Here is a 23,330-nt window from a genome sequence, read left to right on the forward strand (position 1 = left end):
GGTCTGGCGTGAGTACGCCAGACCCGATCTTAACACTTCGAACCCGTAGGGCGTTCTCAGTTGTGGGCGTGCAGCGCCTCGTTCAGCTCGATCGCCGATTTGTGCGTCTTGCACTCGACCGCACCGTTCAGCGAGTTGCGGCGGAACAGCAGGTCGGTCTGGCCGGCCAGGTCGCGGGCCTTGACCACCTTGACCAACTCGTTGTTCTCATCGAGCAGGTTGACCTTGGTGCCAGCTGTAATGTACAGGCCGGCTTCGACGGTGTTGCGGTCGCCCAGCGGGATGCCGATACCAGCGTTGGCACCGATCAGGCAGCCTTCGCCGACCTTGATGACGATGTTGCCGCCACCGGACAGGGTGCCCATGGTCGAGCAGCCGCCGCCCAGGTCCGAGCCCTTGCCGACGAAGACGCCCGCCGAAACGCGGCCTTCGATCATGCCTGGGCCTTCGGTGCCGGCGTTAAAGTTGACGAAGCCTTCGTGCATGATCGTGGTGCCTTCGCCGATGTAGGCGCCCAGGCGCACGCGGGCGGTATCGGCGATACGCACGCCGGCCGGGACCACGTAGTCGGTCATCTTCGGGAACTTGTCCACCGAGAACACTTCCAGGAGCTCGCCTTTGAGGCGCGCTTCCAGTTGCAGCTCGGCCAGTTCGGCCAGGTCGATTGCGCCGTGGTTGGTCCAGGCGACGTTCGGCAGCAGCGGGAAGATGCCTGCCAGGCTCAGGCCGTGCGGCTTGACCAGGCGATGCGACAGCAGGTGCAGCTTGAGGTAGGCCTCCGGGGTGGAGGTCAGGGCGATGTCTTCGGCCAGCAGGGTGGCGACCAGCGGCTTGTGGCTTTCGGCCAGGCGAGTCAGCAGGGCGGCCTGGGCGGCATCGACACCTTTGACGGCTTCAGCCAGCTGCGCGGCCTGGGCGTTGCTGAAGGCGATGGCCTGGTTGCCACCTTCATAACCGAGGATCGGCGCGACGGCGGCGACCAGCTCGGCGCTAGGCTTGAGCAGCGGTTGTGCGTAGAAGACTTCCAGCCAGGTGCCCTGGCGGTTCTGGGAGCCGACACCGAAGGCCAGGCTGAACAGGGTATTGGACATGTGATTACCTCGTGCGAAATAGGGTAAGAAGCGTAAGCGGGCTCAGGCCAGGGCGGCGGCGTACAGGTCGGGCTTGAAGCCGACCAGTGTGCGTGTGCCGAGGTCGAGCACCGGGCGCTTGATCATCGACGGCTGGGCCAGCATCAGTTCGACGGCCTTGGCTTGATCGAGGCCGGCCTTGCTGGCGTCGTCGAGCTTGCGGAAGGTGGTGCCGGCACGGTTGAGGATGACTTCCCAGCCGTGTTCGTCGCACCAGCGGTTCAGGCTGTCACGGTCGATGCCTTGGGCCTTGTAGTCGTGGAATTCGTAGGCGACGGTGTGGTCTTCGAGCCAGGTGCGTGCCTTTTTCATGGTGTCGCAGGCTTTGATGCCGTAGAGCGTGTAGGTCATCGTGTACATTGGGGCCACAGGTATCCCCAATCTCTCCATTTTCCGAAAGTCAGTCGCGGGATTATGCGGGATCGGTCCTTCGAGCGCCACGGGTGTGCAAGCCTTGAGACTCGCAGAGTGGCGCAGGCGCCATGCAGCCGCTTCGGGATTGCCAGCACCGATGAAATCGCGTCATGCATCCGTCAGTCACAACCGTCAGTATCATCGTGTTACATATTCGCGGTTGTCCTGCGACTATCGTGCAGCGGCCCAGGATCGCCACTGGCCGCTAACATATTGTTTCAATGGCGATGTCTCGCCCCGCTGTAGTTCTTGGTTCACAAAGGAAGCTTTAACGGATGCAGTCAGCCTACACCGTCCTTATTCTGCTCACGCTGGTCAGTGTGTCGAAGCTGGTCGGGCGGGTTATCCCGCTACCGCTGCCCTTGGTGCAGATCGCCGCCGGTGCGCTGCTGGCCTGGCCAACCCTGGGGCTGCATGTTGCCCTTGACCCTGAGCTGTTCCTGTTTCTGTTCCTGCCGCCGCTGTTGTTTGCCGACGGCTGGCGCATCCCCAAGCGCGAACTGTGGCGCATCCGTGGTCCGGTGGTGGCCCTGGCCGTGGGGCTGGTGCTGTTCACCGTGGTCGGTGCCGGCTACTTCATCCACTGGTTGCTGCCCAGTATTGCGCTACCTGTGGCATTTGCCCTTGCGGCGGTGCTGTCGCCCACGGACGCCGTGGCCGTCTCGGCCATAACCCAGGACCGCCTGCCTACGCCGCTGATGCACATGCTCCAGGGCGAGGCGCTGATGAACGATGCGTCGGGCCTAGTGACCTTCAAGTTCGCCCTGGCGGCTGCAATCACCGGTGTGTTTTCCCTGGCTGATGCAAGTTTCAGTTTTGTGCTGGTCGCCCTGGGCGGCCTGGCGGTAGGTGTTGCCCTGAGTTGGCTGATCGGCCGCTTGCGCGCATGGATGATCGCCCGCGGCTGGGATGACCCGGCCACCCATGTGGTGTTCATGCTGTTGCTGCCGTTTGCCGCCTATGTGCTGGCAGAGCGCCTTGGGGTGTCGGGCATTCTCTCGGCGGTGGCAGCCGGCATGATGCAGAGCTGGCTCGACCTGCTGCCACGCCAGACCAGTACCCGCCTGCTCAACCGCAGTGTCTGGTCGTTGCTGGAGTTCGCTTTCAACGGTCTGATCTTCCTGCTGCTGGGCCTGCAGTTGCCGGACATCATCAAGGCTGTGGTCAGCCACGAAACGACCGTGTGGCCGACCCTGGCCTGGCGATGCCTGGATGTCCTGGCGATTTTCGGCGCGTTGATCCTGCTGCGGTTCATCTGGGTACAAAGCATCTGGCGGGCCATCGGTGTGGTGCGGCGTTGGCGCGGTAAGCCAGCACTCGTCCTGATGCCGACCGCACGCTCCTGCTGGCTGCTGACCCTGGGTGGCGTGCGGGGAGCGGTGACGTTGGCCGGTGTGATGTCGGTACCGCTCTTGATCGGTGCAGGCAAGGCCTTCCCCGAACGGGACTTGCTGATTTTCATTGCCGCCGGGGTCATCCTGCTGTCGCTCATCAGCGCGTGCATCGCCTTGCCGATCCTGCTGCGCGGTATCACCAAAAGCCCTGACGAGCGGTTGCATCAAGAAGTCCTGGAGGCTTGGCGACGCACCGTCGAGGCGGCGATTCATGCACTGGAAGCGGAAGAGGTGATTGACGCCAGCGCACCGCAAGATGCGGCTCAGGCGACCATGGCCACCGAGCTCAAGGCAAGGTTGATGGCCGAGTATCGCGATGAATTGAACAGTTACAACGACACGGCCGAGGCGCGGGCCCTGGCCGAGCAGATGGACTTGCTGGAGCGGCGTTTGCGCTTGCGGGCGCTGCGGGCACAGCGGTTGGAGCTGTACAACCTGCATCGCCAGCATCTGGTGGGCGATGAGGTCGTGCGGCAGGTGTTGGGGGAACTGGATATGAGTGAAGCGAACCTGGGGGCCGTCAAGTAGAGCGGCGGGGTGGCGATCGCCGGCAAGCCGGCGAATGGGCCGCAGAGCGGCCCTGCTCAATCAGCGGGTGCGCAGGAACGCACGAATCCGCTCAGCCGCTTCGATGCATTCGGCCAGCGGTGCAACCAGTGCCATGCGCACCCGCCCAGCACCCGGATTCACCCCATCCACTTCACGTGACAGGTACGACCCAGGTACCACGGTCACATGCTGCGCCTCGAACAGGTCGCGGGTGAACTCGGCATCACCGCCCGGCACCTTGGCCCACAGGTAGAAGCTACCATCGGGGCGTTGCACGTCCATTACCGGCTGTAGAATATCCAGCACCGCATCGTACTTGGCGCGGTACTGGTCCCGGTTTTCACGTACATGCGCCTCATCCTGCCACGCGGCAATGCTCGCCAGCTGGGTCTGCACCGGCATGGCGCAACCGTGATAGGTGCGGTACAGCAAAAATGGCTTGATGATCTGCGCGTCACCCGCGACGAAGCCCGAGCGCAGGCCAGGCAGGTTGGAGCGTTTGGACAGGCTGTGGAACACCACGCAGCGCTTGAAGTCGCTGCGGCCCAGCTCAGCGCAGGCGCTGAGCAGGCCCGGCGGCGGTGCGTCTTCGTCGAAGTACAGCTCGCTGTAGCATTCGTCGGCGGCGATCACGAAGTCATGTTCGTCGGCCAGTGCAATCAGCTTCTTCAGGGTCTCCATCGGCACCAGCGCGCCGGTAGGGTTGCCCGGCGAGCACAGGAACAGGATCTGGCAGCGCTTCCACACGTCGGCAGTCACTGCGTCGAAGTCCGGGTTGAAACCGTTGTTTTCCAGGCACGGCAGGTAATGCGGGGTGGCGCCGGCCAGAAGGGCCGCACCTTCATAGATCTGGTAGAACGGATTGGGGCTGACCACCAGGCCGTCGTCGGCACGGTTGACCACTGCCTGCGTGAAGGCGAACAGCGCTTCGCGGGTACCATTGACCGGCAGGATATGGCGCTCCGCATCCAGCCAACCAGCCGGTACGCCGAAACGACGCTCGCACCACTGACCAATGGCCTGACGCAAAGCGGGCAGGCCGAGGGTGCTGGGGTAGACCGCCAGCTTGTCTAGGTTGTCGGCCATGGCCTGGGCGACGAACGCCGGCGATTCGTGCTTCGGCTCACCGATCGACAGGGCGATGGCGCGCTTGTCCGCCGCAGGCTTCACGCTGCCCAGCAGGGCACGGAGTTTCTCGAACGGGTAAGGCTGAAGCTGGGTCAAGGCATGGTTCATCGGCGCAAGGTCTCGTCAATCGTCTAATCGTTAAAAGGTCACGCGGGTCGGGCTGGCGTCGCTGGTCTGGCCGGCCTGCAGTTGCTGCACGATGGCCTCCTGCAGGCGGCTGCACAGTTGCGGGTCGGACAACGGCTGGTTGTCGGCGTCAGTAATGAAGAACACGTCTTCCACGCGCTCGCCGAGGGTGGCGATCTTGGCATTCTGCAGCGACAGGTCGAACTCCAGGAAGATCCGCCCGATCCGTGCCAGCAGGCCAGGGCGGTCCGGCGCGGTGATCTCGAGGATGGTCACCGGACGCTGCGCATCGTTGAGAATGGTCACCTGGGGGGGGAAGTTGAAGTGCTTGAGCTGGCGCGGCACCCGACGCTGGATGATGGTCGGGTAATCCTCGGGGTTGCGCAGCGCTTCGGTGAGACCGTCGCGGATCTGCTTGACCCGCTGCGGGTTGTCGCCGATCGAGCCGCCGTCGTTGTCCAGCACGATGTAGGTGTCGAGGGTGAACTGGCTGCTCGAAGTGATGATGCGCGCATCGTGGATGTTCAAGTTCAGCTGCGACATGGCCGCCACGGTCACGGCGAAGAAGTCGTGCTGGTCGGGCGCGTAGATGAAGATCTGCGTACCCCCCTCGAATTCGCGCTGGGTGGTTTCCTTGATCAGTACCAGCGGCCCGCCATCGGCAGGTTGCTGCAGGATGGCGTCGCTGTGCCAGGCCACGTCGGCGGCGTTGTGCTTGAGGAAGTAATCGTCGCCCAGTTGCGACCAGAGTTGTTCCACGTCGTCCGGGTCGGTGCCTTCACGCACCAGGATATCCAGCGCGGCGCTCTGCGTCTGACGGATCTGCTCCTCGCGGTCCAGCGGGTTTTCCAGGCCCCGTCGCAAGGCGCGCTTGGTCTCGGTGTAGAGCTGGCGCAGCAGGCTGGCGCGCCACGAGTTCCACAGGCTGGGGTTGGTGGCGTTGATGTCGGCCACGGTCAGTACGTAGAGGTAGTCCAGGCGTGTCTCGTCGCCCACGTGCAGGGCGAAATCGTTGATCACCTGCGGGTCGGACAGGTCCTTGCGCTGGGCGGTGGTCGACATCACCAGGTGGTTCTGTACCAGCCAGACAATCAGCCGGCTGTCCCACGCTGGCAGTTGGTGGCGTTCGCAGAACTTCTGGGCGTCCACCGCGCCGAGCTCGGAGTGGTCACCCTGTCGGCCTTTGCCGATGTCATGGTAAAGGCCCGCCAGGTAGATCAGCTCAGGCTTGGGCAGTCGGCCCATGAGCTTGCTGGCCAGCGGGAATTTCTCGGAAACCGGTGTGTACTGCAGTTTGCGCAGGTGCTTGATGAGGTTGAGGGTGTGCGCATCGACCGTATAGATGTGAAACAGGTCGTGCTGCATCTGCCCGACGATCAGGCCGAACTCCGGCAGGTAGCGACCGAGAATGCCGTAGCGGTTCATCCGCCGCAGGTTGCGGTGGATGCCGATTTCGCATTTGAACAGCTCGATGAACAGGCTGGTGTTGCGGATATCGTTGCGGAAGGTGTCGTCGATCAGGTGCCGGTGTTCGCGCAGCAGCCGCACCGTGTCGGCGCGCACGCCCTTGATCTCGGGGTGCTGGGCCATCAGCACGAAGATTTCCAGCATGGCGAACGGCGTGCGCTTGAATACGTTTGGTTTGACCGCCTCTATATAGCCGTCATGCAGGCGGAAGCGCGCGTTCAACGGCTGCGTGGTGCCGCTGTCATCGTCGGCGAGGATGACCTCCTCGAAGTGCTGAATGATCAGGTCACACAGCTGGCTGATGCTCATCACCACCCGGTAATACTGCTGCATGAACTGCTCGATGGCACGCTTGGGGTTTTCGTCGGTGTAGCCCAGCAGCGTGGCGATGCTGCGCTGGTGGTCGAACAGCAGGCGGTCCTCGGAGCGGCCTGCGAGCATGTGCAGGGCGTAGCGGACCTTCCACAAAAAGTCCTGGGAGGAAGCCAGCAGTTCGTTTTCGCTTTCCAGCAGGAAGCCCTCGCCGGCCAGCGCGTGCAGGTTCAGGGTGCCGTACTGGCGCCGAGCCACCCAGAGCACCGTCTGGATGTCGCGCAGGCCGCCGGGCGAGCCTTTGACGTTGGGCTCAAGGTTGTATTCGGTGTCGTTGTACTTGTGATGGCGGGCCTTGAGTTCGGCCCGTTTGGCCAGGAAGAATTCCTTGCTGGGCCACATGTGCGCCGTGCTGGTGACCTCCAGCATGCGCTGGCGCAGCTGTTCGGGGCCGGCGACGGTGCGGCTTTCCATGAGATTGGTGATGACCGTGAGGTCGGCGCTCGCCTGCTCGGCGCATTCGTCGACTGTGCGCACGCTCTGGCCGACTTCCAGCCCGATGTCCCACAGTAAGGTCAGAAAACGCTCGATGGCCTCGCGGTACTGTTCGTGCTCAGCCGCACCGAGCAGGATCAGCAGGTCGATGTCCGAGTGCGGGTGCAGTTCGCCACGCCCGTAGCCACCGACGGCGACCAGGGCGATGCCGTTGGCGTCGCCCCAGTCGAACTGGTTCCAGGCCTGCTGCAGGATATTGTCGACGAGCCACGCCCGGTCCTCGATCAGCCGGCGGATTTCGCAGCCGCCGCGAAAACGCTTGTCGAGCACCTCGCCGGCCTGGCGGATGGCTTTCTTGAAGGCGGCGATGGGGCTCGCCTTGAGGGCCAGTTCCGCCTGGAACTGGCCGCGATCGAACAGCTCGGGATCCACCTGGGGCATCGCGTCGCGTTCCTGTCGTTGAGGTTGCCTTGGGGCGAAATCAGGCCGAGGTGCGCGGGATGGTATCGTCCTTGCGCAGGGTGAAGATCTCGTAACCGGTAGCCGTCACCACCAGGGTGTGCTCCCACTGGGCCGAGAGCTTGCGGTCCTTGGTAATGGCGGTCCAGCCGTCGCCCAGTACCTTGGTATCGGCCTTGCCCTGGTTGATCATCGGCTCGATGGTGAAGGTCATGCCTTCTTTCAGTTCCATGCCGGTGCCGGCGCGGCCATAGTGGAGGATCTGCGGCTCTTCGTGGAATACCTTGCCGATGCCATGGCCGCAGAACTCGCGTACCACCGAGAAGCCGTTCTTTTCAGCGTGCTTCTGGATCACTTCACCGATGTCGCCCAGGCGGCAACCCGGCTTGACCAGCTCGATGGCCTTGTACATGCATTCCTGGGTAACCTTGGACAGGCGCTCAGCCCATACCGGCACGGTACCGACGTGGAACATGCGGCTGGTATCGCCGTGGTAGCCGTCCTTGATCACGGTGACGTCGATGTTGAGCGTGTCACCGTCCTTGAGTGGCTTGTCGTTGGGGATGCCGTGGCAGACCACATGGTTGATCGAGGTGCAGATCGACTTCGGGTAGCCTTTGTAGTTGAGCGGCGCCGGAATGGCCTGTTGCACGTTGACGATGTAGTCATGGCACAGGCGGTCGAGCGCTTCGGTGGTGACACCGGGCTTGACGTGTTCTTTGATCATTTCCAGCACTTCGGCGGCCAGGCGGCCGGCGATGCGCATCTTCTCGATGTCTTCTGCGGTCTTGATGGTGACGGTCATTACAGGCTCTCTACGGCGCGGTATACCGCGCGAACAAACGGGAAAGGCCGGATTCTAGCAGAGCAGGGCGGCAGTCTGTCGGGATAAAGGCGGCCATACTGCTGTCTACAGGGGGCATTCTGGCCTGTTTGGCGGGGTGCTGCAAAAGCCGCTGACGGACGTGATGTTTGCTGGGTTCCGTTCGTTCTCGGGTTGTGGTATAAAATGCGCCGCTTTCGGGGACGACCCCGTAAGCCCTAAACCCACACACGTGTCGACACGATGACCTGGGTGCCCCGTATTCTCGAACTTCGTGTTCAGGTGCGTGGGTTGGTCATTGGGATACGTGGAGGCCCAACCCGACTTATCAAGGAACTATCATGTCCCAAGTCAACATGCGCGATATGCTGAAGGCCGGTGTGCACTTCGGCCACCAGACCCGTTACTGGAACCCGAAAATGGGCAAGTACATTTTCGGCGCGCGTAACAAGATCCACATCATCAACCTGGAAAAAACCCTGCCTATGTTCAACGACGCTCTGGCGTTCGTAGAGCGTCTGGCTCAGGGCAAGAACAAGATCATGTTCGTCGGCACCAAGCGTTCCGCCGGCAAGATCGTCGCCGAGCAAGCTGCTCGTTGCGGTTCGCCATACGTTGACCACCGCTGGTTGGGCGGCATGCTGACCAACTACAAGACCATCCGCGCTTCGATCAAGCGTCTGCGCGACCTGGAAACCCAGGCCGAAGACGGCACTTTCGCCAAGCTGACCAAGAAAGAAGCCCTGATGCGTTCCCGCGACCTGGAAAAACTGGATCGCAGCCTGGGTGGTATCAAGGACATGGGCGGCCTGCCTGATGCCCTGTTCGTGATCGACGTTGACCACGAGCGCATTGCTATCACCGAAGCCAATAAGCTGGGCATCCCGGTTATCGGCGTTGTCGATACCAACAGCAGCCCGGAAGGTGTTGACTACATCATCCCAGGTAACGATGACGCCATTCGCGCTATCGAGCTGTACATGACTTCGATGGCTGACGCCGTCATCCGCGGCCGCAACAACGTTGCTGGCGGCACCGAAGTCTACGCTGAAGAAGCGGCTGCACCTGCTGCTGAGTAATAGGCGCTAGCGTCTACTTGGCACGCGAAAAGGGGGCTTAGCCCCCTTTTTGCCACCTTGAAATCCTGCTGTCAGCAACGGCCCCGCATCATGGGTCGGCTGAGTTGAAAACAGCGGATTTGCAGAATTTAACGCCCGTGTCGAGCGGGTGGAATGGTTGAAAAACTTTCCAAGAGGATTTTGAAATGGCAGCAATTACTGCGGCGCTGGTCAAAGAACTGCGCGAGCGTACCGGCGAAGGCATGATGGATTGCAAAAAGGCCTTGGAAAAGGCCGGCGGCGACATCGAGAAAGCCATTGACGACATGCGTGCCTCGGGCGCCATCAAGGCCGCCAAAAAGGCTGGCAACGTCGCTGCTGAAGGCGCTATCGCCGTCAAGACCGACGGTAAATCCGCCGTCCTGCTGGAAGTGAACTCGCAGACCGACTTCCTGGCCCTGCAAGACGACTTCAAGAACTTCGTTGCTGAAAGCCTCGAAGAAGCCTTCGCTCAGAAGCTGACCGACGCTGCTCCGCTGATCGCTTCGCGTGAAGCCGCTCGTGAAGCCCTGGTCGCCAAGTGCGGCGAGAACGTCAACATCCGTCGCCTGGTGCGCGTTGAGGGTGACGTTGTCGGTGCTTACCTGCACGGCAACAAGATCGGTGCCGCTGTCGTCCTCAAGGGCGGCGACGTCGAGCTGGCCAAGAACATCGCCATGCACGTTGCAGCTTCGAACCCTGAGTTCCTGCTGCCGTCGGAAGTGTCGGCCGAAGCCATCGAGCGCGAGAAAGGCGTCTTCCTGCAGCTGAACGAAGAGAAGATCAAAGGCAAGCCTGAGAACATCGTCGAGAACATGGTCAAGGGCCGTATCTCGAAGTTCCTGGCCGAAGCTTCGCTGGTCGAGCAAGCCTTCGTCATGAACCCGGAAATCAAGGTCGGCGAACTGGCCAAGAAAGCCGGTGCCGAAATCGTTTCCTTCACCTACTTCAAAGTGGGCGAAGGCATCGAGAAGCCGGTTGACGACTTCGCTGCTGAAGTTGCCGCTCAGGTAGCAGCTGCCAAGCAGTAAGACAGCCCCGTCTGTCGCCCCAAAGAGGCTGCCCGCTCACGCGCGCAGCCTCTTTGTCAAAGCGGAACAGCGTTTATCCAACCCGTTCCGCTGGCACCAAAATGGTGCCGCGCTACAGTTAGCAGGCTGCAAGCAGCCCGCACGAATTTTCTAAAGTACGCCGCAGGAGAGACTCGCAATGGCTCAGCAGGTGAGTGGTCGCCAACCTCGCTATAAACGCATTTTGCTCAAACTTAGCGGCGAGGCCCTGATGGGCTCGGAAGACTTCGGTATCGATCCGAAGGTGCTGGATCGCATGGCCCTTGAAGTTGGCCAGCTGGTAGGGATCGGTGTCCAGGTCGGCCTGGTGATCGGTGGTGGCAACCTGTTCCGTGGTGCCGCGCTCAGCGCAGCCGGCATGGACCGTGTCACCGGCGACCACATGGGGATGCTGGCTACCGTGATGAACGGCCTGGCCATGCGCGATGCGCTGGAGCGCTCGAACATCCCGGCCCTGGTCATGTCGGCCATTTCCATGGTTGGCGTCACCGATCATTACGATCGTCGCAAAGCTATTCGCCACCTCAACTCCGGGGATGTGGTAATTTTCTCCGCCGGTACCGGCAACCCGTTCTTCACCACCGACTCGGCAGCCTGCCTGCGCGCCATCGAAATCGATGCCGACGTGGTATTGAAGGCGACCAAGGTCGATGGTGTGTACACTGCCGATCCATTCAAGGACCCACATGCCGAGAAGTTCGATCACCTGACCTACGATGAGGTTCTGGATCGCAAGCTCGGCGTCATGGACCTGACCGCAATCTGCCTGTGCCGTGACCACAAGATGCCATTGCGGGTATTCAACATGAACAAGCCTGGCGCCCTGCTGAATATCGTGGTGGGTGGCGCTGAAGGTACTCTGATCGAGGAAGGTCAAGCATGATCAACGACATCAAGAAAGACGCCCAGGAACGCATGGGCAAGTCCATCGAGGCCTTGGGCCGCAACCTGGCAGCCATCCGCACCGGTCGCGCCCACCCAAGCATTCTGGACAGCGTCAAGGTCCCGGCTTGGGGCAGCGAAATGCCGCTGAACCAGGTGGCCGCGATTTCCGTCGAAGATGCGCGCACCCTGAAGATCGTCGCCCACGACAAGAACCTCAGCGCTGCCATCGAGAAGGCCATCCTGACCTCCGACCTGGGCCTGAACCCGTCCAGTGCCGGCACTACTATCCGCGTACCGATGCCCGCCCTGACCGAAGAAACCCGCAAGGGCTACACCAAGCAGGCCAGCGGCGTTGCCGAAGATGCCAAGGTTGCCGTACGCAACGTGCGCCGTGATGCCCTGGCTGACCTGAAGAAGCTGACCAAGGACAAGGAAATCAGCGAAGACGAAGAGCGTCGCGCCGCTGACGAGATCCAGAAGCTGACCGACAAGTACGTCGCCGAAATTGACGCTGCGTTCAAAGCCAAGGAAAAGGACCTTATGGCCGTCTAAGGCCGAGGTTTTTTAATGGAAAAGACCAAGCTGGTGGCACCGTCTTCGGTGCCGCGTCACGTCGCGATCATCATGGATGGCAACAATCGCTGGGCGAAGAAGCGCCTGTTGCCCGGCGTTGCCGGGCATAAGGCCGGCGTGGATGCTGTGCGTGCGGTTATCGAAGTCTGCGCCAAGTCCGGGGTCGAGGTGTTGACCCTGTTCGCCTTCTCCAGCGAGAACTGGCAGCGCCCGGCCGAAGAGGTCGGTGCGTTGATGGAGTTGTTTTTCTCGGCGCTGCGCCGCGAGGCCAAGCGCCTCAATGAGAACAACATCAGCCTGCGCATCATCGGCGACCGCTCGCGGTTCCATCCCGAGTTGCAGGCCGCCATGCGCGAAGCTGAAGCGCTGACGGCTGGCAATAATCGCTTCATTCTGCAGATCGCCGCCAACTACGGCGGTCAGTGGGACATCGCCCAGGCCGCACAGCGGTTGGCGCGTGAAGTCCAGGCCGGTCATCTGCGCCCGGACGACATCACCCCAGGCCTGTTGCAGACCTGCCTGGCCACCGGTGAGCTGCCGTTGCCGGACCTCTGTATTCGCACCGGTGGCGAGCACCGTATCAGCAACTTCCTGTTGTGGCAGTTGGCCTACGCCGAACTGTACTTCTCCGACCTTTACTGGCCGGACTTCAAACACGAGGCCATGCGCAATGCCCTGGCCGATTTCGCTTCGCGCCAGCGCCGCTTTGGTAAGACCAGCGAGCAGGTCGAGGCTGGAGCTCGTGCTTAATGCTTAAACAACGCATCATTACCGCGCTGATCCTGCTGCCGGTCGCGCTGGGTGGCTTCTTCCTGCTCAACGGCGGGGATTTCGCCCTGTTCATCGGCTTCGTGGTGACCCTTGGCGCCTGGGAATGGGCACGTCTGGCCGGGCTGATGGCCCAGTCGCAGCGCATCGTCTACGCCGCCGTGGTCGCCGGAGCGCTGATGCTCCTCTACCTGATGCCCGACCTGGCGCCCTGGGTGTTGGGGGCTTCGGTCATCTGGTGGGGGCTGGCAACCTGGCTGGTGCTGACTTACCCGCGTAGCGGCGAGTTGTGGGCCAGCGCTGCCTGCCGTCTGCTGATCGGGCTGCTGATCCTGCTGCCGGCCTGGCAAGGTCTGGTGCTGCTCAAACACTGGCAGTTGGGCAACTGGTTGATTCTCTCTGTCATGGTGCTGGTGTGGGCTGCCGATATTGGCGCCTACTTCTCCGGCCGAGCATTCGGCAAGCGCAAGCTGGCCCCGCAAGTCAGCCCGGGCAAGAGCTGGGAAGGCGTCTATGGCGGGCTGGCTGTCAGCCTGGTGATTACCCTGGTGGTCGGCATCAGCCGGGATTGGGGTATTGGCCAGCTGCTGCTCGGGCTTTTGGGCGCGGCGCTGGTGGTAATGTCGTCGGTGATCGGTGACCTGACCGAGAGCATGTTCAAGCGCCGCTCTGGCATCAAGGACAGCAGCAACCTGTTGCCTGGCCATGGTGGGGTGTTGGATCGCATCGACAGCCTGACAGCGGCCATCCCAGTCTTCGCCGTGCTGCTGTGGGCTGCTGAATGGGGTGTGATGTGAGCGCAGTGCAGCGTATTACTGTGCTGGGCGCCACCGGTTCGATCGGCCTGAGTACCCTGGATGTCATCGCCCGTCACCCCGAGCGCTACCAGGTATTCGCATTAAGCGGCTACTCGCGTATCGACGAGTTGCTTGCCCTTTGCGTGCAGCATCGGCCGGCCTATGCCGTAGTGCCCAATGGCGAGTCAGCCGCGCGCTTGCGTGCTGCGCTGGCAGCCGCTGGCAGCTCCACCGAGGTGCTTGAAGGGGAGGCGGGCCTTTGCGCGATAGCCTCCGCCCCTGAGGTCGATGCAGTAATGGCGGCCATCGTCGGCGCTGCCGGCCTGCGCCCCACCTTGGCCGCCGTCGAGGCGGGCAAGAAGGTGCTGCTGGCCAATAAAGAAGCGCTGGTAATGTCTGGCGCATTGTTCATGGACGCGGTGCGGCAAAGCGGTGCCGTGCTGTTGCCCATCGACAGCGAACACAACGCGATCTTCCAGTGCCTACCCGCTGACTATGGCCGTGGCCTGAACCAGGTGGGTGTACGCCGTATCCTGTTGACTGCTTCGGGCGGCCCGTTCCGGGAAACGCCGCAGGCTGGCCTGGCCGATGTGACGCCCGAGCAGGCATGCGCCCATCCCAACTGGTCCATGGGGCGCAAGATCTCCGTAGACTCGGCAAGCATGATGAACAAGGGCCTCGAGCTGATCGAGGCGTGCTGGCTGTTCGATGCGGCGCCGGCCAAGGTCGAGGTGGTGGTCCACCCACAAAGCGTCATTCACTCCCTGGTGGATTACGTCGACGGTTCGGTACTGGCTCAGTTGGGTAACCCGGATATGCGCACCCCTATTGCCAATGCCCTGGCCTGGCCAGAGCGCATCGACTCCGGGGTAGCGCCACTGGACTTGTTCGCGATTGCTCGCCTGGATTTCCAGGCGCCCGACGCGCTGCGCTTCCCTTGCCTGCGCCTGGCGCGTCAGGCGGCAGAGGCGGGTAACAGCGCGCCGGCCGTGCTCAATGCGGCCAACGAGATCGCGGTCGAGGCATTTCTTGAGCGGCGTATCCGCTTCCCTGAGATCGCGGGTATGATCGAACAGGTGCTCGAGCAGGAACCTGTGGTGCCATTGCCTTCGCTGGAGGCTGTATTTGCTGCCGACCAGCGTGCCCGGGAGCTGTCCCGCGAGTGGCTGAGGCGCCACGGCCGCTGATGGCGGCCTGCTGCAGGGTTGCGCTGAACGTGATTCGGAGATGGGTATGACTGCGCTCTACATGATTATCGGCACCCTGGTAGCCCTGGGTGTTCTGGTCACGTTCCACGAATTCGGCCACTTCTGGGTGGCCCGGCGCTGTGGCGTCAAGGTGCTGCGTTTCTCGGTGGGCTTCGGCACACCGCTGCTGCGCTGGCATGACCGGCACGGCACCGAGTTCGTGGTGGCCGCGATTCCCCTGGGTGGCTACGTCAAGATGCTCGATGAGCGCGAAGGCGATGTTCCGCCGGCGCTGGCTGATCAATCGTTCAATCGCAAGTCGGTGCGCCAACGCATTGCCATCGTTGCCGCAGGTCCGATTGCCAACTTCCTGCTGGCTATCGTCTTCTTCTGGCTGCTGGCGATGCTGGGTACACAGCAAGTCCGCCCGGTGATCGGTGCAGTCGAGTCCGGGAGCATGGCCGCTACGGCTGGGCTGCTGGCTGGCCAGGAAATTGTATCGATCGATGGCAAGCCGACCAACGGCTGGTCAGCGGTCAATCTGCAGCTGGTCCGTCGTTTGGGTGAAAGCGGAACCCTGCAGGTGGGGGTGCTCGATGAAGGTGCCAGTGCGCCGCATCAGTTGCAGGTCAAGCTCGACAGCTGGCTGAAAGGTGCCGATGAGCCGGACCCGATCCAGGCCTTGGGGCTGCGGCCATGGCGCCCGGCGGTAGTGCCCGTGGTGGCCGAGCTCGACCCGAAAGGCCCGGCTGCCGCTGCCGGGCTGAAGCTGGGCGACACACTGCTGGCACTCGACGGTGTGGCGTTGAGCGATTGGCAGCAGGTGGTCGACACGGTGCGGGCCCGCCCTGACGCCAAGGTCGTGGTGCGTGTCGAGCGCGATGGTGCAGCCCTGGACGTGCCGGTAACCCTGGCTCACAAGGGTGAAGGCAAGGCCGCCGGTGGTTACCTGGGGGCTGGCGTCAAAGGCACCGAATGGCCTGCCAGCATGCTCCGCGAGGTCAGTTATGGCCCGCTGGAGGCCGTGGGCGAGGGCGTCTCGCGCACTTGGAACATGAGTGTCCTGACCCTCGAATCGTTGAAGAAAATGCTGTTCGGGGAGCTCTCGGTAAAAAACTTGAGCGGACCGATAACCATTGCTAAAGTGGCGGGCGCTTCAGCCCAGTCCGGCATCGGGGATTTCCTGAATTTCCTCGCCTACCTGAGCATAAGCCTGGGGGTTCTTAACCTGCTGCCCATCCCGGTACTGGATGGGGGGCATTTGCTGTTTTACCTGGTCGAGTGGGCGCGCGGTCGTCCGCTGTCGGATCGGGTGCAAGGTTGGGGGGTCCAGATCGGTATCAGTTTGGTCGTAGGGGTGATGTTGCTCGCCCTGATCAACGATCTGGGTCGACTATAAAAGCTTCGCATTGCGAACCTGCCGCCTTTTCGCGGCAGGTTGTTTATTGCCAGTTGGAATAAAAGGACTTCATGAAACGTCTGCTGCTAACTGCGGTCCTCTCCGCACTGATGATCGCTGAAGTTCACGCCGAGTCCTTCACCATCTCCGATATTCGTGTCAACGGCCTGCAGCGGGTTTCCGCTGGCAGCGTCTTCGGCGCCTTGCCCCTGAACGTGGGCGATCAGGCCGACGACCGGCGTCTGGTGGAGTCGACCCGTTCGTTGTTCAAGACTGGCTTCTTCCAGGACATCCAGCTGAACCGCGACGGCAATGTCCTGATCATCAACGTGGTCGAGCGCCCGTCGGTGTCGAGCATCGAGATCGAAGGCAACAAGGCGATCAGTACCGATGACCTGATGAAGGGGCTGAAACAATCGGGCCTGTCCGAAGGCGAGATCTTCCAGCGTGCCACCCTCGAAGGTGTGCGTAACGAGCTGCAACGCCAGTACGTGGCCCAGGGCCGCTACTCGGCCGAGGTCGATGCCGAGGTCGTGCCACAGCCGCGCAACCGGGTCGCGTTGAAGATCAAGATCAACGAGGGCACCGTCGCCGCCATCCAGCACATCAACATCGTCGGCAACACCGTGTTCGGCGATGAGGAGCTGTCGCAGCTGTTCGAGCTGAAGACCACCAACTGGCTGTCGTTCTTCAAGAACGACGACAAGTATGCCCGCGAGAAGCTCTCCGGTGACCTGGAGCGCCTGCGTTCCTACTACCTGGACCGCGGCTACATCAACATGGACATCGCCTCTACCCAGGTGTCGATCACCCCGGACAAGAAGCACGTCTATATCACCGTCAACGTCAACGAAGGCGAGAAGTACACCGTCCGCGACGTGAAGCTCTCCGGTGACCTCAAGGTGCCGGAAGACCAGGTGAAATCGCTGCTGCTGGTGCAGCCTGGCCAGGTGTTCTCGCGCAAGGTAATGACCACTACCTCCGAGCTGATTACCCGCCGTCTGGGTAACGAAGGCTATACCTTCGCCAACGTCAACGGCGTGCCCCAGCCGAACGACCAGGACCACACCGTCGACATCATGTTCGTGGTCGACCCGGGCAAGCGTGCCTACGTCAACCGCATCAACTACCGTGGCAACACCAAGACTGAAGACGAAGTGCTGCGCCGCGAGATGCGCCAGATGGAAGGCGGCTGGGCTTCGACCTACCTGATCGACCAGTCCAAGACGCGCCTCGAGCGCCTGGGCTTCTTCAAGGAAGTCAACGTTGAAACCCCGCCGGTGCCAGGTACCGACGACCAGGTCGACGTCAACTACAGCGTGGAAGAGCAGGCATCCGGCTCGATCACCGCAAGCGTCGGTTTCGCCCAGAGCGCCGGCCTGATCCTTGGCGGCTCGATCAGCCAGAGCAACTTCCTCGGTACCGGTAACAAGGTCTCCATCGGCCTGACCCGTTCCGAATACCAGACCCGCTACAACTTCGGCTACGTGGATCCCTACTTCACCGCCGACGGCGTCAGCCTGGGTTACAACGCGTTCTACCGCAGCACCAACTACGACGACCTCGACGTCGACGTGGCAAGCTATGCGGTAGACAGCCTGGGCGCCGGTATCAGCCTGGGCTACCCGATCAGCGAGACTTCGCGCCTGACCTACGGCCTGAGCGTGCAGCAGGACAAGATCAAGACCGGTAAGTACACGGTTAACGAGATCTTCGACTTCCTCGAGAAAGAGGGCGACAACTTCCTGAACTTCAAGGCCTCGGTCGGCTGGTCCGAATCGACCCTGAACAAAGGTGTGCTGGCGACTCGTGGTCATTCCCAGAGCTTGACCCTGGAAACCACCATTCCGGGCAGCGACCTGTCGTTCTACAAACTCGACTACCGTGGCCAGCTGTTCAAGCCGATCACCAACAACTACACCCTGCGCCTGCACACCGAACTGGGCTATGGTGATGGTTTCGGCGGCACCTCGGGCCTGCCGTTCTACGAGAACTACTACGCGGGTGGCTTCAACTCCGTTCGCGGCTTCAAGGACAGCAGCCTGGGTCCACGCAGTACACCTAGCATCGGTGCTAACGATCCCAGTGGCAATGGTAAACCAGGAACCATCCGTGACCCGGACCAGGACCCATTGCCGTTCGGTGGTAACGTGCTGGTGCAAGGTGGTGTAGAACTGCTGTTCCCATTGCCGTTCGTCAAGGACCAGCGTTCGCTGCGCACCTCCGTGTTCTGGGACGTGGGTAACGTGTTCGACACCAATTGCGGCAGCAAGCCGGATTGCGAAAAGGTCGGCTTCTCGGGCATGGCCAGTTCGGTCGGCCTGGGTGTCACCTGGATCACTGCCCTGGGCCCGCTGAGCTTCAGCCTGGCAATGCCGGTGAAGAAGCCGGACGATGCCGATACCCAGGTGTTCCAATTCTCTCTGGGCCAGACCTTCTAAGGTCGGCCCTTGCTTAACGACAACGGTTTATCCAGGAGTGCATCGTGCGTAAGTTGACTCAACTGGCCGTAGTGGCCGCGGCGCTGGTCGCCACCCCGGCTTTCGCCGAAATGAAGGTTGCCGTTCTGAACTATCAGATGGCGCTGCTCGAATCCGATGCCGCCAAGAAATACGCGGTGGATGCCGAGAAGAAGTTCGGCCCGCAGCTGACCAAGCTCAAGACCCTGGAGAGCAGCGCCAAGGGCATCCAGGACCGTCTGATCAAGGGCGGCGACAAGATGGCCCAGCCTGAGCGTGAGCGCCTGGAACTTGAATTCAAGCAAAAGGCCCGTGACTTCCAGTTCCAGTCCAAGGAACTGAACGAAGCCAAGGCCGTTGCCGACCGCGACATGCTCAAGCAGCTCAAGCCGAAGCTCGACGGTGCTGTCGAGGAAGTGATCAAGAAAGGCGGTTACGACCTGGTCCTCGAGCGTGGTGCGGTCATCGATGTCAAACCTCAGTACGACATCACCCGCCAGGTCATCGAGCGTATGAACCAAGCCCGTTGATATGACCGTGACCATGACGCTCGGCCAGTTGGCCGAGGCCCTCGGGGCCACACTGAAAGGCTCCGAGGCGCTGCAGATTACCGGGCTGGCCACCTTGCAGGAGGCTGGCCCCGGTCAATTGAGCTTCCTCGCCAACCCGCAGTACCGCAAATACCTGGATAACAGCCAGGCGGCGGCGGTGCTGCTCAAGGCTGCGGATGCCGAAAGCTTTGCCGGCAATGCCCTGATCGTGGCAGACCCGTACCTGGCCTATGCGCGTATTTCTCACCTGTTCGACCCCAAACCCAAGGCTGTAGCGGGAATCCATCCCAGCGCCGTGGTTGCCGAGGACGCCCAGGTGGACGCCAGTGCCAGCGTCGGGCCGTTCGCGGTCGTCGAGAGCGGCGCACGTATTGGCGCCAACGTCAGCATCGGCGCGCACTGCGTGATCGGTGCCCGTTGCGTGGTAGGCGAGGGTGGTTGGCTGGCTCCGCGGGTCACGCTGTATCACGACGTGACTATTGGCAAGCGCGTGGTCATTCAGTCGGGTGCTGTGATCGGCGGCGAGGGCTTCGGCTTCGCCAACGAGAAGGGCGTCTGGCGCAAGATCGCGCAGATTGGCGGCGTCACCATCGGTGATGATGTCGAGATCGGCGTCAACACCGCCGTAGACCGTGGCGCGCTGTCCGACACGCGGATCGCCGACGGGGTCAAGCTCGACAACCAGATCCAGATCGCCCACAACGTACAGATCGGTGAGCATACGGCCATGGCTGCCTGCGTCGGGATTTCCGGCAGCACGCGCATTGGCAAGCATTGCACCATTGCTGGCGGCGTTGGCATGGTGGGTCATATCGATGTCTGCGATAACGTATTCGTATCCGGGATGACCATGGTGACCCGTTCTATCACCGAACCGGGTGCCTACTCTTCCGGTACTGCCATGCAGCCACTGGCTGACTGGCGCAAGAGCGCTGCGCGTATCCGCCAGCTGGATGACATGGCCAAGCGTCTCCAGCAGCTGGAAAAACGTGTCGATACCGTGACCTCAGGTGGCCAGCCGGCATCAGAAGGCTGATACCATTTCCTGAGCAAGAGTGAACAGTCGCTAGCTGGCTCCTCTTTGGATTGCAAAAGGAGCGTGTGGTCAGCACCTGCGCTCCCTATTCTTATTACAGGCTTCCCCCCGAAATGATGGACATCAACGAGATTCGCGAATACCTGCCTCACCGCTACCCGTTCCTGCTGGTAGATCGCGTGACGGATCTGGACTTCGAGGCCCAGAGCATTCGTGCCTACAAGAATGTCAGCATCAACGAGCCGTTCTTCAATGGCCACTTCCCGGCGCACCCGATCATGCCGGGCGTCCTGATCATCGAGGCCATGGCCCAGGCGGCCGGCATCCTCGGCTTCAAGATGCTCGATACCAAGCCGGCCGATGGCACCCTGTACTACTTCGTTGGCTCCGACAAGCTGCGTTTCCGTCAACCGGTATTGCCGGGTGACCAGCTCGTCCTGGAAGCCAAGTTCCTCAGCCGCAAGAGCATGATCTGGAAGTTCGAGTGCCGTGCCCTGGTCGACGGCAAGCCGGTCTGCTCGGCTGAGATCACCTGCGCGGAACGCTCCCTATGAGTTCGATTGATCCGCGGGCGATCATCGATCCGTCGGCCAAACTGGCCGATGGTGTCGAGGTTGGCCCGTGGTCGATCGTTGGCCCCGATGTGGAAATCGGGGAGGGTACCGTCATCGGTCCCCACGTGGTGCTGAAGGGGCCGACCCGAATCGGCAAGCACAACCGCATCTACCAGTTTTCCTCGATTGGCGAAGACACCCCTGACCTCAAGTACAAGGGTGAGCCGACGCGTCTGGTAATCGGTGATCACAATGTGATCCGCGAAGGTGTGACCATCCACCGTGGTACGGTCCAGGACCGTTCGGAAACCACCCTGGGCGACCATAACCTGGTCATGGCTTATGCACATATCGGTCATGACAGTGTGATTGGCAACCATTGCATCCTGGTCAACAACACAGCGCTGGCCGGCCATGTGCATGTGGGCGACTGGGCGATCCTTTCCGGTTTTACCCTGGTGCACCAGTATTGTCACATTGGTGCTCATGCGTTTTCCGGCATGGGCACGGCAATCGGCAAGGACGTTCCGGCCTTCGTCACGGTGTTCGGCAGCCCCGCCGAAGCCCGCAGCATGAACTTTGAAGGCATGCGCCGTCGTGGGTTCAGCGATGAAGTGATTCATGCACTGCGCCGCTCCTACAAGATCGTCTACCGCCAGGGCCTGACCGTTGAAGAAGCGATCAAGGAACTCGATGAGTTGGCGAACAAACACCCCGAGGTCGACCTGTTCCGTCAGTCGATCGTGAATTCCGCCCGCGGCATCACCCGCTGACATGGCCCAGCTTTGCGTAGCGCTGGTTGCGGGTGAAGCCAGTGGCGATATTCTTGGCTCCGGTTTGATGCGCGCCTTGAAGGCGCGCCATCCCGATGTGCGCTTTATCGGCGTCGGCGGTCCGCTGATGGAAGCCGAAGGCCTGCAGTCTTATTTTCCCATGGAGCGTCTGGCGGTCATGGGCCTGGTCGAAGTGCTGGGGCGCCTGCGCGAGCTGCTCAAGCGGCGCAAGGCACTGATCCAGACCCTGATCGCTGAAAAGCCCGACGTGTTCATTGGCATCGACGCCCCTGACTTCACTCTCAATATCGAATTGAAATTGCGCCAGGCGGGTATCAAGACGGTGCATTACGTCAGCCCATCAGTCTGGGCCTGGCGGCAGAAGCGCGTGCTGAAAATCCGTGAAGGGTGCGACCTGATGCTGACGCTGCTGCCCTTCGAGGCGCGGTTCTACGAAGAGCAGGGTGTACCGGTGCGGTTTGTTGGCCATCCGCTGGCCGATACCATTCCCTTGACCGCTGATCGTCAGGCTGCGCGCAGTGCGCTTGGTCTTGGCGAAGGTCCGGTGGTGGCATTGATGCCCGGTAGCCGTGGCGGTGAGGTCGGGCGCCTGGGGGCGTTGTTCCTCGATGCTGCCCAACGCCTTCAGTCGCAGATTCCGGACGTGCGCTTCGTCTTGCCCTGCGCCAACGCCGCGCGGCGTGCGCAGGTTGAGCAAATGCTCGAAGGCCGCGACTTGCCATTGACCTTGCTCGATGGCCAGTCCCACCAAGCCCTGGCAGCCTGCGATGCGGTGCTCATCGCCTCCGGCACCGCCACCCTGGAGGCGTTGCTGTACAAACGCCCCATGGTTGTGGCCTACCGCCTTGCGCCGTTGACGTACTGGATACTCAAGCGCCTGGTAAAGAGCCCTTACGTGTCGCTGCCAAACTTGCTCGCTCAGCGTGAGCTGGTGCCCGAGCTGCTGCAGGATGCTGCCACCAGCGACGCCTTGGCCCAGGCCCTGGCGCCGCTGGTGGCCGATGGCAGTCGGCAGACCGAAGGCTTCGACGAGATTCACCGTACCTTGCGCCGCGACGCCTCTAACCAGGCAGCCGACGCGGTGCTGGCCTTGCTCAAGGACCGCTGACATGCAGATAGGACTGGATTTCAACCTCGTCGAGGACCTGGTCGCAGGCGTGGACGAGGTGGGCCGCGGCCCGCTGTGCGGCGCGGTGGTTACGGCGGCAGTTATTCTCGACCCGGCTCGGCCGATCCTGGGCTTGAACGACTCGAAGAAGCTCACCGAGGCCAAGCGCGAAGCGCTGTTCGATGAGATCTGCGAAAAGGCCCTGAGTTTTTGCATCGCCCGCGCCGAGGTCGATGAGATCGACCGCCTGAACATTCTGCATGCCACCATGCTGGCCATGCAGCGAGCCGTTGAGGGGCTGCATGTCACGCCCAAGCTCGCACTGATCGACGGCAACCGTTGCCCCAAGCTGGCGGTGCCTGCTGCGCCAGTGGTCAAGGGGGATAGCCAGGTACCGGCCATTGCTGCGGCCTCGATCCTCGCCAAGGTGACCCGGGACCGTGAGATGAGCGCGTTCGAGCTTATTTATCCTGGCTACGGGATCGGCGGGCACAAGGGGTACCCCACGCCGATGCACCTGGAGGCCTTGGCCCGGCTTGGGCCTACACCCATTCATCGGCGTTCCTTTGCGCCGGTACGGGCAGCCTGGGAAGCCCGCGAGGGCGTTACCGACTCACTGATCTAGTGCACCGGGGCCGCTTTGCGGCCCTTTCGCGATACACGGCCGCGGCTACTCAACTGGCGTGATCCGCGGTAGCAGTCGCCTTGTGTCGTGATGGGCTGCGAAGCAGGCCCAAATCCCTCACGCATTTACG

At 61.9% G+C, this 23,330-nt stretch carries 21 protein-coding genes; 16 read left to right on the forward strand and 5 right to left on the reverse strand.

The window, feature by feature from the left end; genetic code table 11:
- Positions 1–56: 56 nt before the first annotated feature.
- Positions 57–1,091: a 2,3,4,5-tetrahydropyridine-2,6-dicarboxylate N-succinyltransferase gene (gene dapD / locus L6D80_RS07300; RefSeq protein WP_054902122.1), complete on the reverse strand. Its 1,035-nt coding sequence runs from the start codon at positions 1,089–1,091 to the stop codon at positions 57–59.
- Positions 1,092–1,133: 42 nt separating this feature from the next.
- Positions 1,134–1,481 (reverse strand): ArsC family reductase, encoded by a 348-nt coding sequence (locus L6D80_RS07305; RefSeq protein ID WP_176513239.1) that lies wholly within the window; start codon positions 1,479–1,481, stop codon positions 1,134–1,136.
- 338 nt (positions 1,482–1,819) lie between these two features.
- Between L6D80_RS07305 and L6D80_RS07310 the strand changes: the two genes are divergently transcribed.
- Positions 1,820–3,466 (forward strand): Na+/H+ antiporter, encoded by a 1,647-nt coding sequence (locus tag L6D80_RS07310; protein WP_054902120.1) that lies wholly within the window; start codon positions 1,820–1,822, stop codon positions 3,464–3,466.
- A 60-nt stretch (positions 3,467–3,526) separates the two neighbouring features.
- On the opposite strand, the gene dapC is transcribed toward L6D80_RS07310, so the two are convergent.
- From dapC to map, 3 genes are read right to left on the reverse strand one after another with little or no spacing between them, the layout of a single operon-like run.
- On the reverse strand, positions 3,527–4,723 hold the full coding sequence (gene dapC / locus L6D80_RS07315; RefSeq protein ID WP_176513191.1) for a succinyldiaminopimelate transaminase: 1,197 nt from the start codon (positions 4,721–4,723) through the stop codon (positions 3,527–3,529).
- A gap of 30 nt (positions 4,724–4,753) precedes the next feature.
- Positions 4,754–7,456, reverse strand: a complete 2,703-nt coding sequence (locus tag L6D80_RS07320) for a [protein-PII] uridylyltransferase (RefSeq protein WP_176513193.1) — start codon at positions 7,454–7,456, stop codon at positions 4,754–4,756.
- A gap of 40 nt (positions 7,457–7,496) precedes the next feature.
- Positions 7,497–8,279: a type I methionyl aminopeptidase gene (gene map, locus L6D80_RS07325; RefSeq protein ID WP_176513196.1), complete on the reverse strand. Its 783-nt coding sequence runs from the start codon at positions 8,277–8,279 to the stop codon at positions 7,497–7,499.
- A 359-nt stretch (positions 8,280–8,638) separates the two neighbouring features.
- Between map and rpsB the strand changes: the two genes are divergently transcribed.
- From rpsB to rnhB, 15 genes are all read left to right on the forward strand, one after another.
- Complete coding sequence (gene rpsB, locus L6D80_RS07330; RefSeq protein WP_054902117.1) at positions 8,639–9,376, forward strand: 30S ribosomal protein S2; 738 nt, start codon at positions 8,639–8,641, stop codon at positions 9,374–9,376.
- Positions 9,377–9,561: 185 nt separating this feature from the next.
- Entirely contained in the window at positions 9,562–10,425 is an 864-nt protein-coding gene (gene tsf, locus L6D80_RS07335; RefSeq protein ID WP_054902116.1) for a translation elongation factor Ts, read from the forward strand.
- A 178-nt stretch (positions 10,426–10,603) separates the two neighbouring features.
- Complete coding sequence (pyrH, locus tag L6D80_RS07340) at positions 10,604–11,347, forward strand: UMP kinase (protein ID WP_003252294.1); 744 nt, start codon at positions 10,604–10,606, stop codon at positions 11,345–11,347.
- Positions 11,344–11,901 (forward strand): ribosome recycling factor, encoded by a 558-nt coding sequence (gene frr / locus L6D80_RS07345; RefSeq protein ID WP_054902115.1) that lies wholly within the window; start codon positions 11,344–11,346, stop codon positions 11,899–11,901. The genes pyrH and frr overlap by 4 nt, the downstream gene beginning before the upstream one ends.
- A gap of 15 nt (positions 11,902–11,916) precedes the next feature.
- Positions 11,917–12,672: a polyprenyl diphosphate synthase gene (gene uppS, locus L6D80_RS07350; RefSeq protein WP_054902114.1), complete on the forward strand. Its 756-nt coding sequence runs from the start codon at positions 11,917–11,919 to the stop codon at positions 12,670–12,672.
- Positions 12,672–13,487, forward strand: a complete 816-nt coding sequence (locus L6D80_RS07355) for a phosphatidate cytidylyltransferase (RefSeq protein WP_054902113.1) — start codon at positions 12,672–12,674, stop codon at positions 13,485–13,487. The genes uppS and L6D80_RS07355 overlap by 1 nt, the downstream gene beginning before the upstream one ends.
- Positions 13,484–14,674 carry a 1-deoxy-D-xylulose-5-phosphate reductoisomerase gene (gene ispC, locus L6D80_RS07360; RefSeq protein WP_054902112.1) on the forward strand — a complete coding sequence of 397 codons (1,191 nt, stop codon included), beginning with the start codon at positions 13,484–13,486 and terminating at the stop codon, positions 14,672–14,674. Before L6D80_RS07355 ends, ispC begins: the two co-directional genes overlap by 4 nt.
- A 46-nt stretch (positions 14,675–14,720) precedes the next feature.
- Positions 14,721–16,073, forward strand: a complete 1,353-nt coding sequence (gene rseP / locus L6D80_RS07365) for an RIP metalloprotease RseP (RefSeq protein ID WP_176513198.1) — start codon at positions 14,721–14,723, stop codon at positions 16,071–16,073.
- 71 nt (positions 16,074–16,144) lie between these two features.
- Entirely contained in the window at positions 16,145–18,514 is a 2,370-nt protein-coding gene (gene bamA / locus L6D80_RS07370) for an outer membrane protein assembly factor BamA (RefSeq protein ID WP_054902110.1), read from the forward strand.
- A 44-nt stretch (positions 18,515–18,558) separates the two neighbouring features.
- Positions 18,559–19,062: an OmpH/Skp family outer membrane protein gene (locus L6D80_RS07375; protein WP_054902109.1), complete on the forward strand. Its 504-nt coding sequence runs from the start codon at positions 18,559–18,561 to the stop codon at positions 19,060–19,062.
- A gap of 1 nt (position 19,063) precedes the next feature.
- Complete coding sequence (gene lpxD / locus L6D80_RS07380; protein WP_054902108.1) at positions 19,064–20,119, forward strand: UDP-3-O-(3-hydroxymyristoyl)glucosamine N-acyltransferase; 1,056 nt, start codon at positions 19,064–19,066, stop codon at positions 20,117–20,119.
- Between the two features lie 113 nt (positions 20,120–20,232).
- Positions 20,233–20,673 (forward strand): 3-hydroxyacyl-ACP dehydratase FabZ, encoded by a 441-nt coding sequence (gene fabZ, locus L6D80_RS07385; protein WP_016392301.1) that lies wholly within the window; start codon positions 20,233–20,235, stop codon positions 20,671–20,673.
- Positions 20,670–21,446 (forward strand): acyl-ACP--UDP-N-acetylglucosamine O-acyltransferase, encoded by a 777-nt coding sequence (lpxA, locus tag L6D80_RS07390; protein WP_054902107.1) that lies wholly within the window; start codon positions 20,670–20,672, stop codon positions 21,444–21,446. The genes fabZ and lpxA overlap by 4 nt, the downstream gene beginning before the upstream one ends.
- A 1-nt stretch (position 21,447) precedes the next feature.
- Positions 21,448–22,575, forward strand: a complete 1,128-nt coding sequence (gene lpxB, locus L6D80_RS07395) for a lipid-A-disaccharide synthase (protein ID WP_176513200.1) — start codon at positions 21,448–21,450, stop codon at positions 22,573–22,575.
- A 1-nt stretch (position 22,576) separates the two neighbouring features.
- Positions 22,577–23,200, forward strand: coding sequence for a ribonuclease HII (gene rnhB / locus L6D80_RS07400; RefSeq protein ID WP_176513201.1), 624 nt, complete (start codon positions 22,577–22,579; stop codon positions 23,198–23,200).
- Positions 23,201–23,330 lie beyond the last annotated feature (130 nt).

This window comes from Pseudomonas ceruminis (assembly GCF_021602025.1).
Lineage (GTDB): Bacteria > Pseudomonadota > Gammaproteobacteria > Pseudomonadales > Pseudomonadaceae > Aquipseudomonas > Aquipseudomonas ceruminis.

Bases quoted from the DNA above. Each gene is read 5' to 3' on its own strand.
- dapD (WP_054902122.1), bottom strand. From the start codon at position 1,091: ATGTCCAATACCCTGTTCAGCCTGGCCTTCGGTGTCGGCTCCCAGAAC.
- L6D80_RS07305 (WP_176513239.1), bottom strand. From the start codon at position 1,481: ATGACCTACACGCTCTACGGCATCAAAGCCTGCGACACCATGAAAAAG.
- L6D80_RS07310 (WP_054902120.1), top strand. From the start codon at position 1,820: ATGCAGTCAGCCTACACCGTCCTTATTCTGCTCACGCTGGTCAGTGTG.
- dapC (WP_176513191.1), bottom strand. From the start codon at position 4,723: ATGAACCATGCCTTGACCCAGCTTCAGCCTTACCCGTTCGAGAAACTC.
- L6D80_RS07320 (WP_176513193.1), bottom strand. From the start codon at position 7,456: ATGCCCCAGGTGGATCCCGAGCTGTTCGATCGCGGCCAGTTCCAGGCG.
- map (WP_176513196.1), bottom strand. From the start codon at position 8,279: ATGACCGTCACCATCAAGACCGCAGAAGACATCGAGAAGATGCGCATC.
- rpsB (WP_054902117.1), top strand. From the start codon at position 8,639: ATGTCCCAAGTCAACATGCGCGATATGCTGAAGGCCGGTGTGCACTTC.
- tsf (WP_054902116.1), top strand. From the start codon at position 9,562: ATGGCAGCAATTACTGCGGCGCTGGTCAAAGAACTGCGCGAGCGTACC.
- pyrH (WP_003252294.1), top strand. From the start codon at position 10,604: ATGGCTCAGCAGGTGAGTGGTCGCCAACCTCGCTATAAACGCATTTTG.
- frr (WP_054902115.1), top strand. From the start codon at position 11,344: ATGATCAACGACATCAAGAAAGACGCCCAGGAACGCATGGGCAAGTCC.
- uppS (WP_054902114.1), top strand. From the start codon at position 11,917: ATGGAAAAGACCAAGCTGGTGGCACCGTCTTCGGTGCCGCGTCACGTC.
- L6D80_RS07355 (WP_054902113.1), top strand. From the start codon at position 12,672: ATGCTTAAACAACGCATCATTACCGCGCTGATCCTGCTGCCGGTCGCG.
- rseP (WP_176513198.1), top strand. From the start codon at position 14,721: ATGACTGCGCTCTACATGATTATCGGCACCCTGGTAGCCCTGGGTGTT.
- bamA (WP_054902110.1), top strand. From the start codon at position 16,145: ATGAAACGTCTGCTGCTAACTGCGGTCCTCTCCGCACTGATGATCGCT.
- lpxD (WP_054902108.1), top strand. From the start codon at position 19,064: ATGACCGTGACCATGACGCTCGGCCAGTTGGCCGAGGCCCTCGGGGCC.
- fabZ (WP_016392301.1), top strand. From the start codon at position 20,233: ATGATGGACATCAACGAGATTCGCGAATACCTGCCTCACCGCTACCCG.
- lpxA (WP_054902107.1), top strand. From the start codon at position 20,670: ATGAGTTCGATTGATCCGCGGGCGATCATCGATCCGTCGGCCAAACTG.
- lpxB (WP_176513200.1), top strand. From the start codon at position 21,448: ATGGCCCAGCTTTGCGTAGCGCTGGTTGCGGGTGAAGCCAGTGGCGAT.
- rnhB (WP_176513201.1), top strand. From the start codon at position 22,577: ATGCAGATAGGACTGGATTTCAACCTCGTCGAGGACCTGGTCGCAGGC.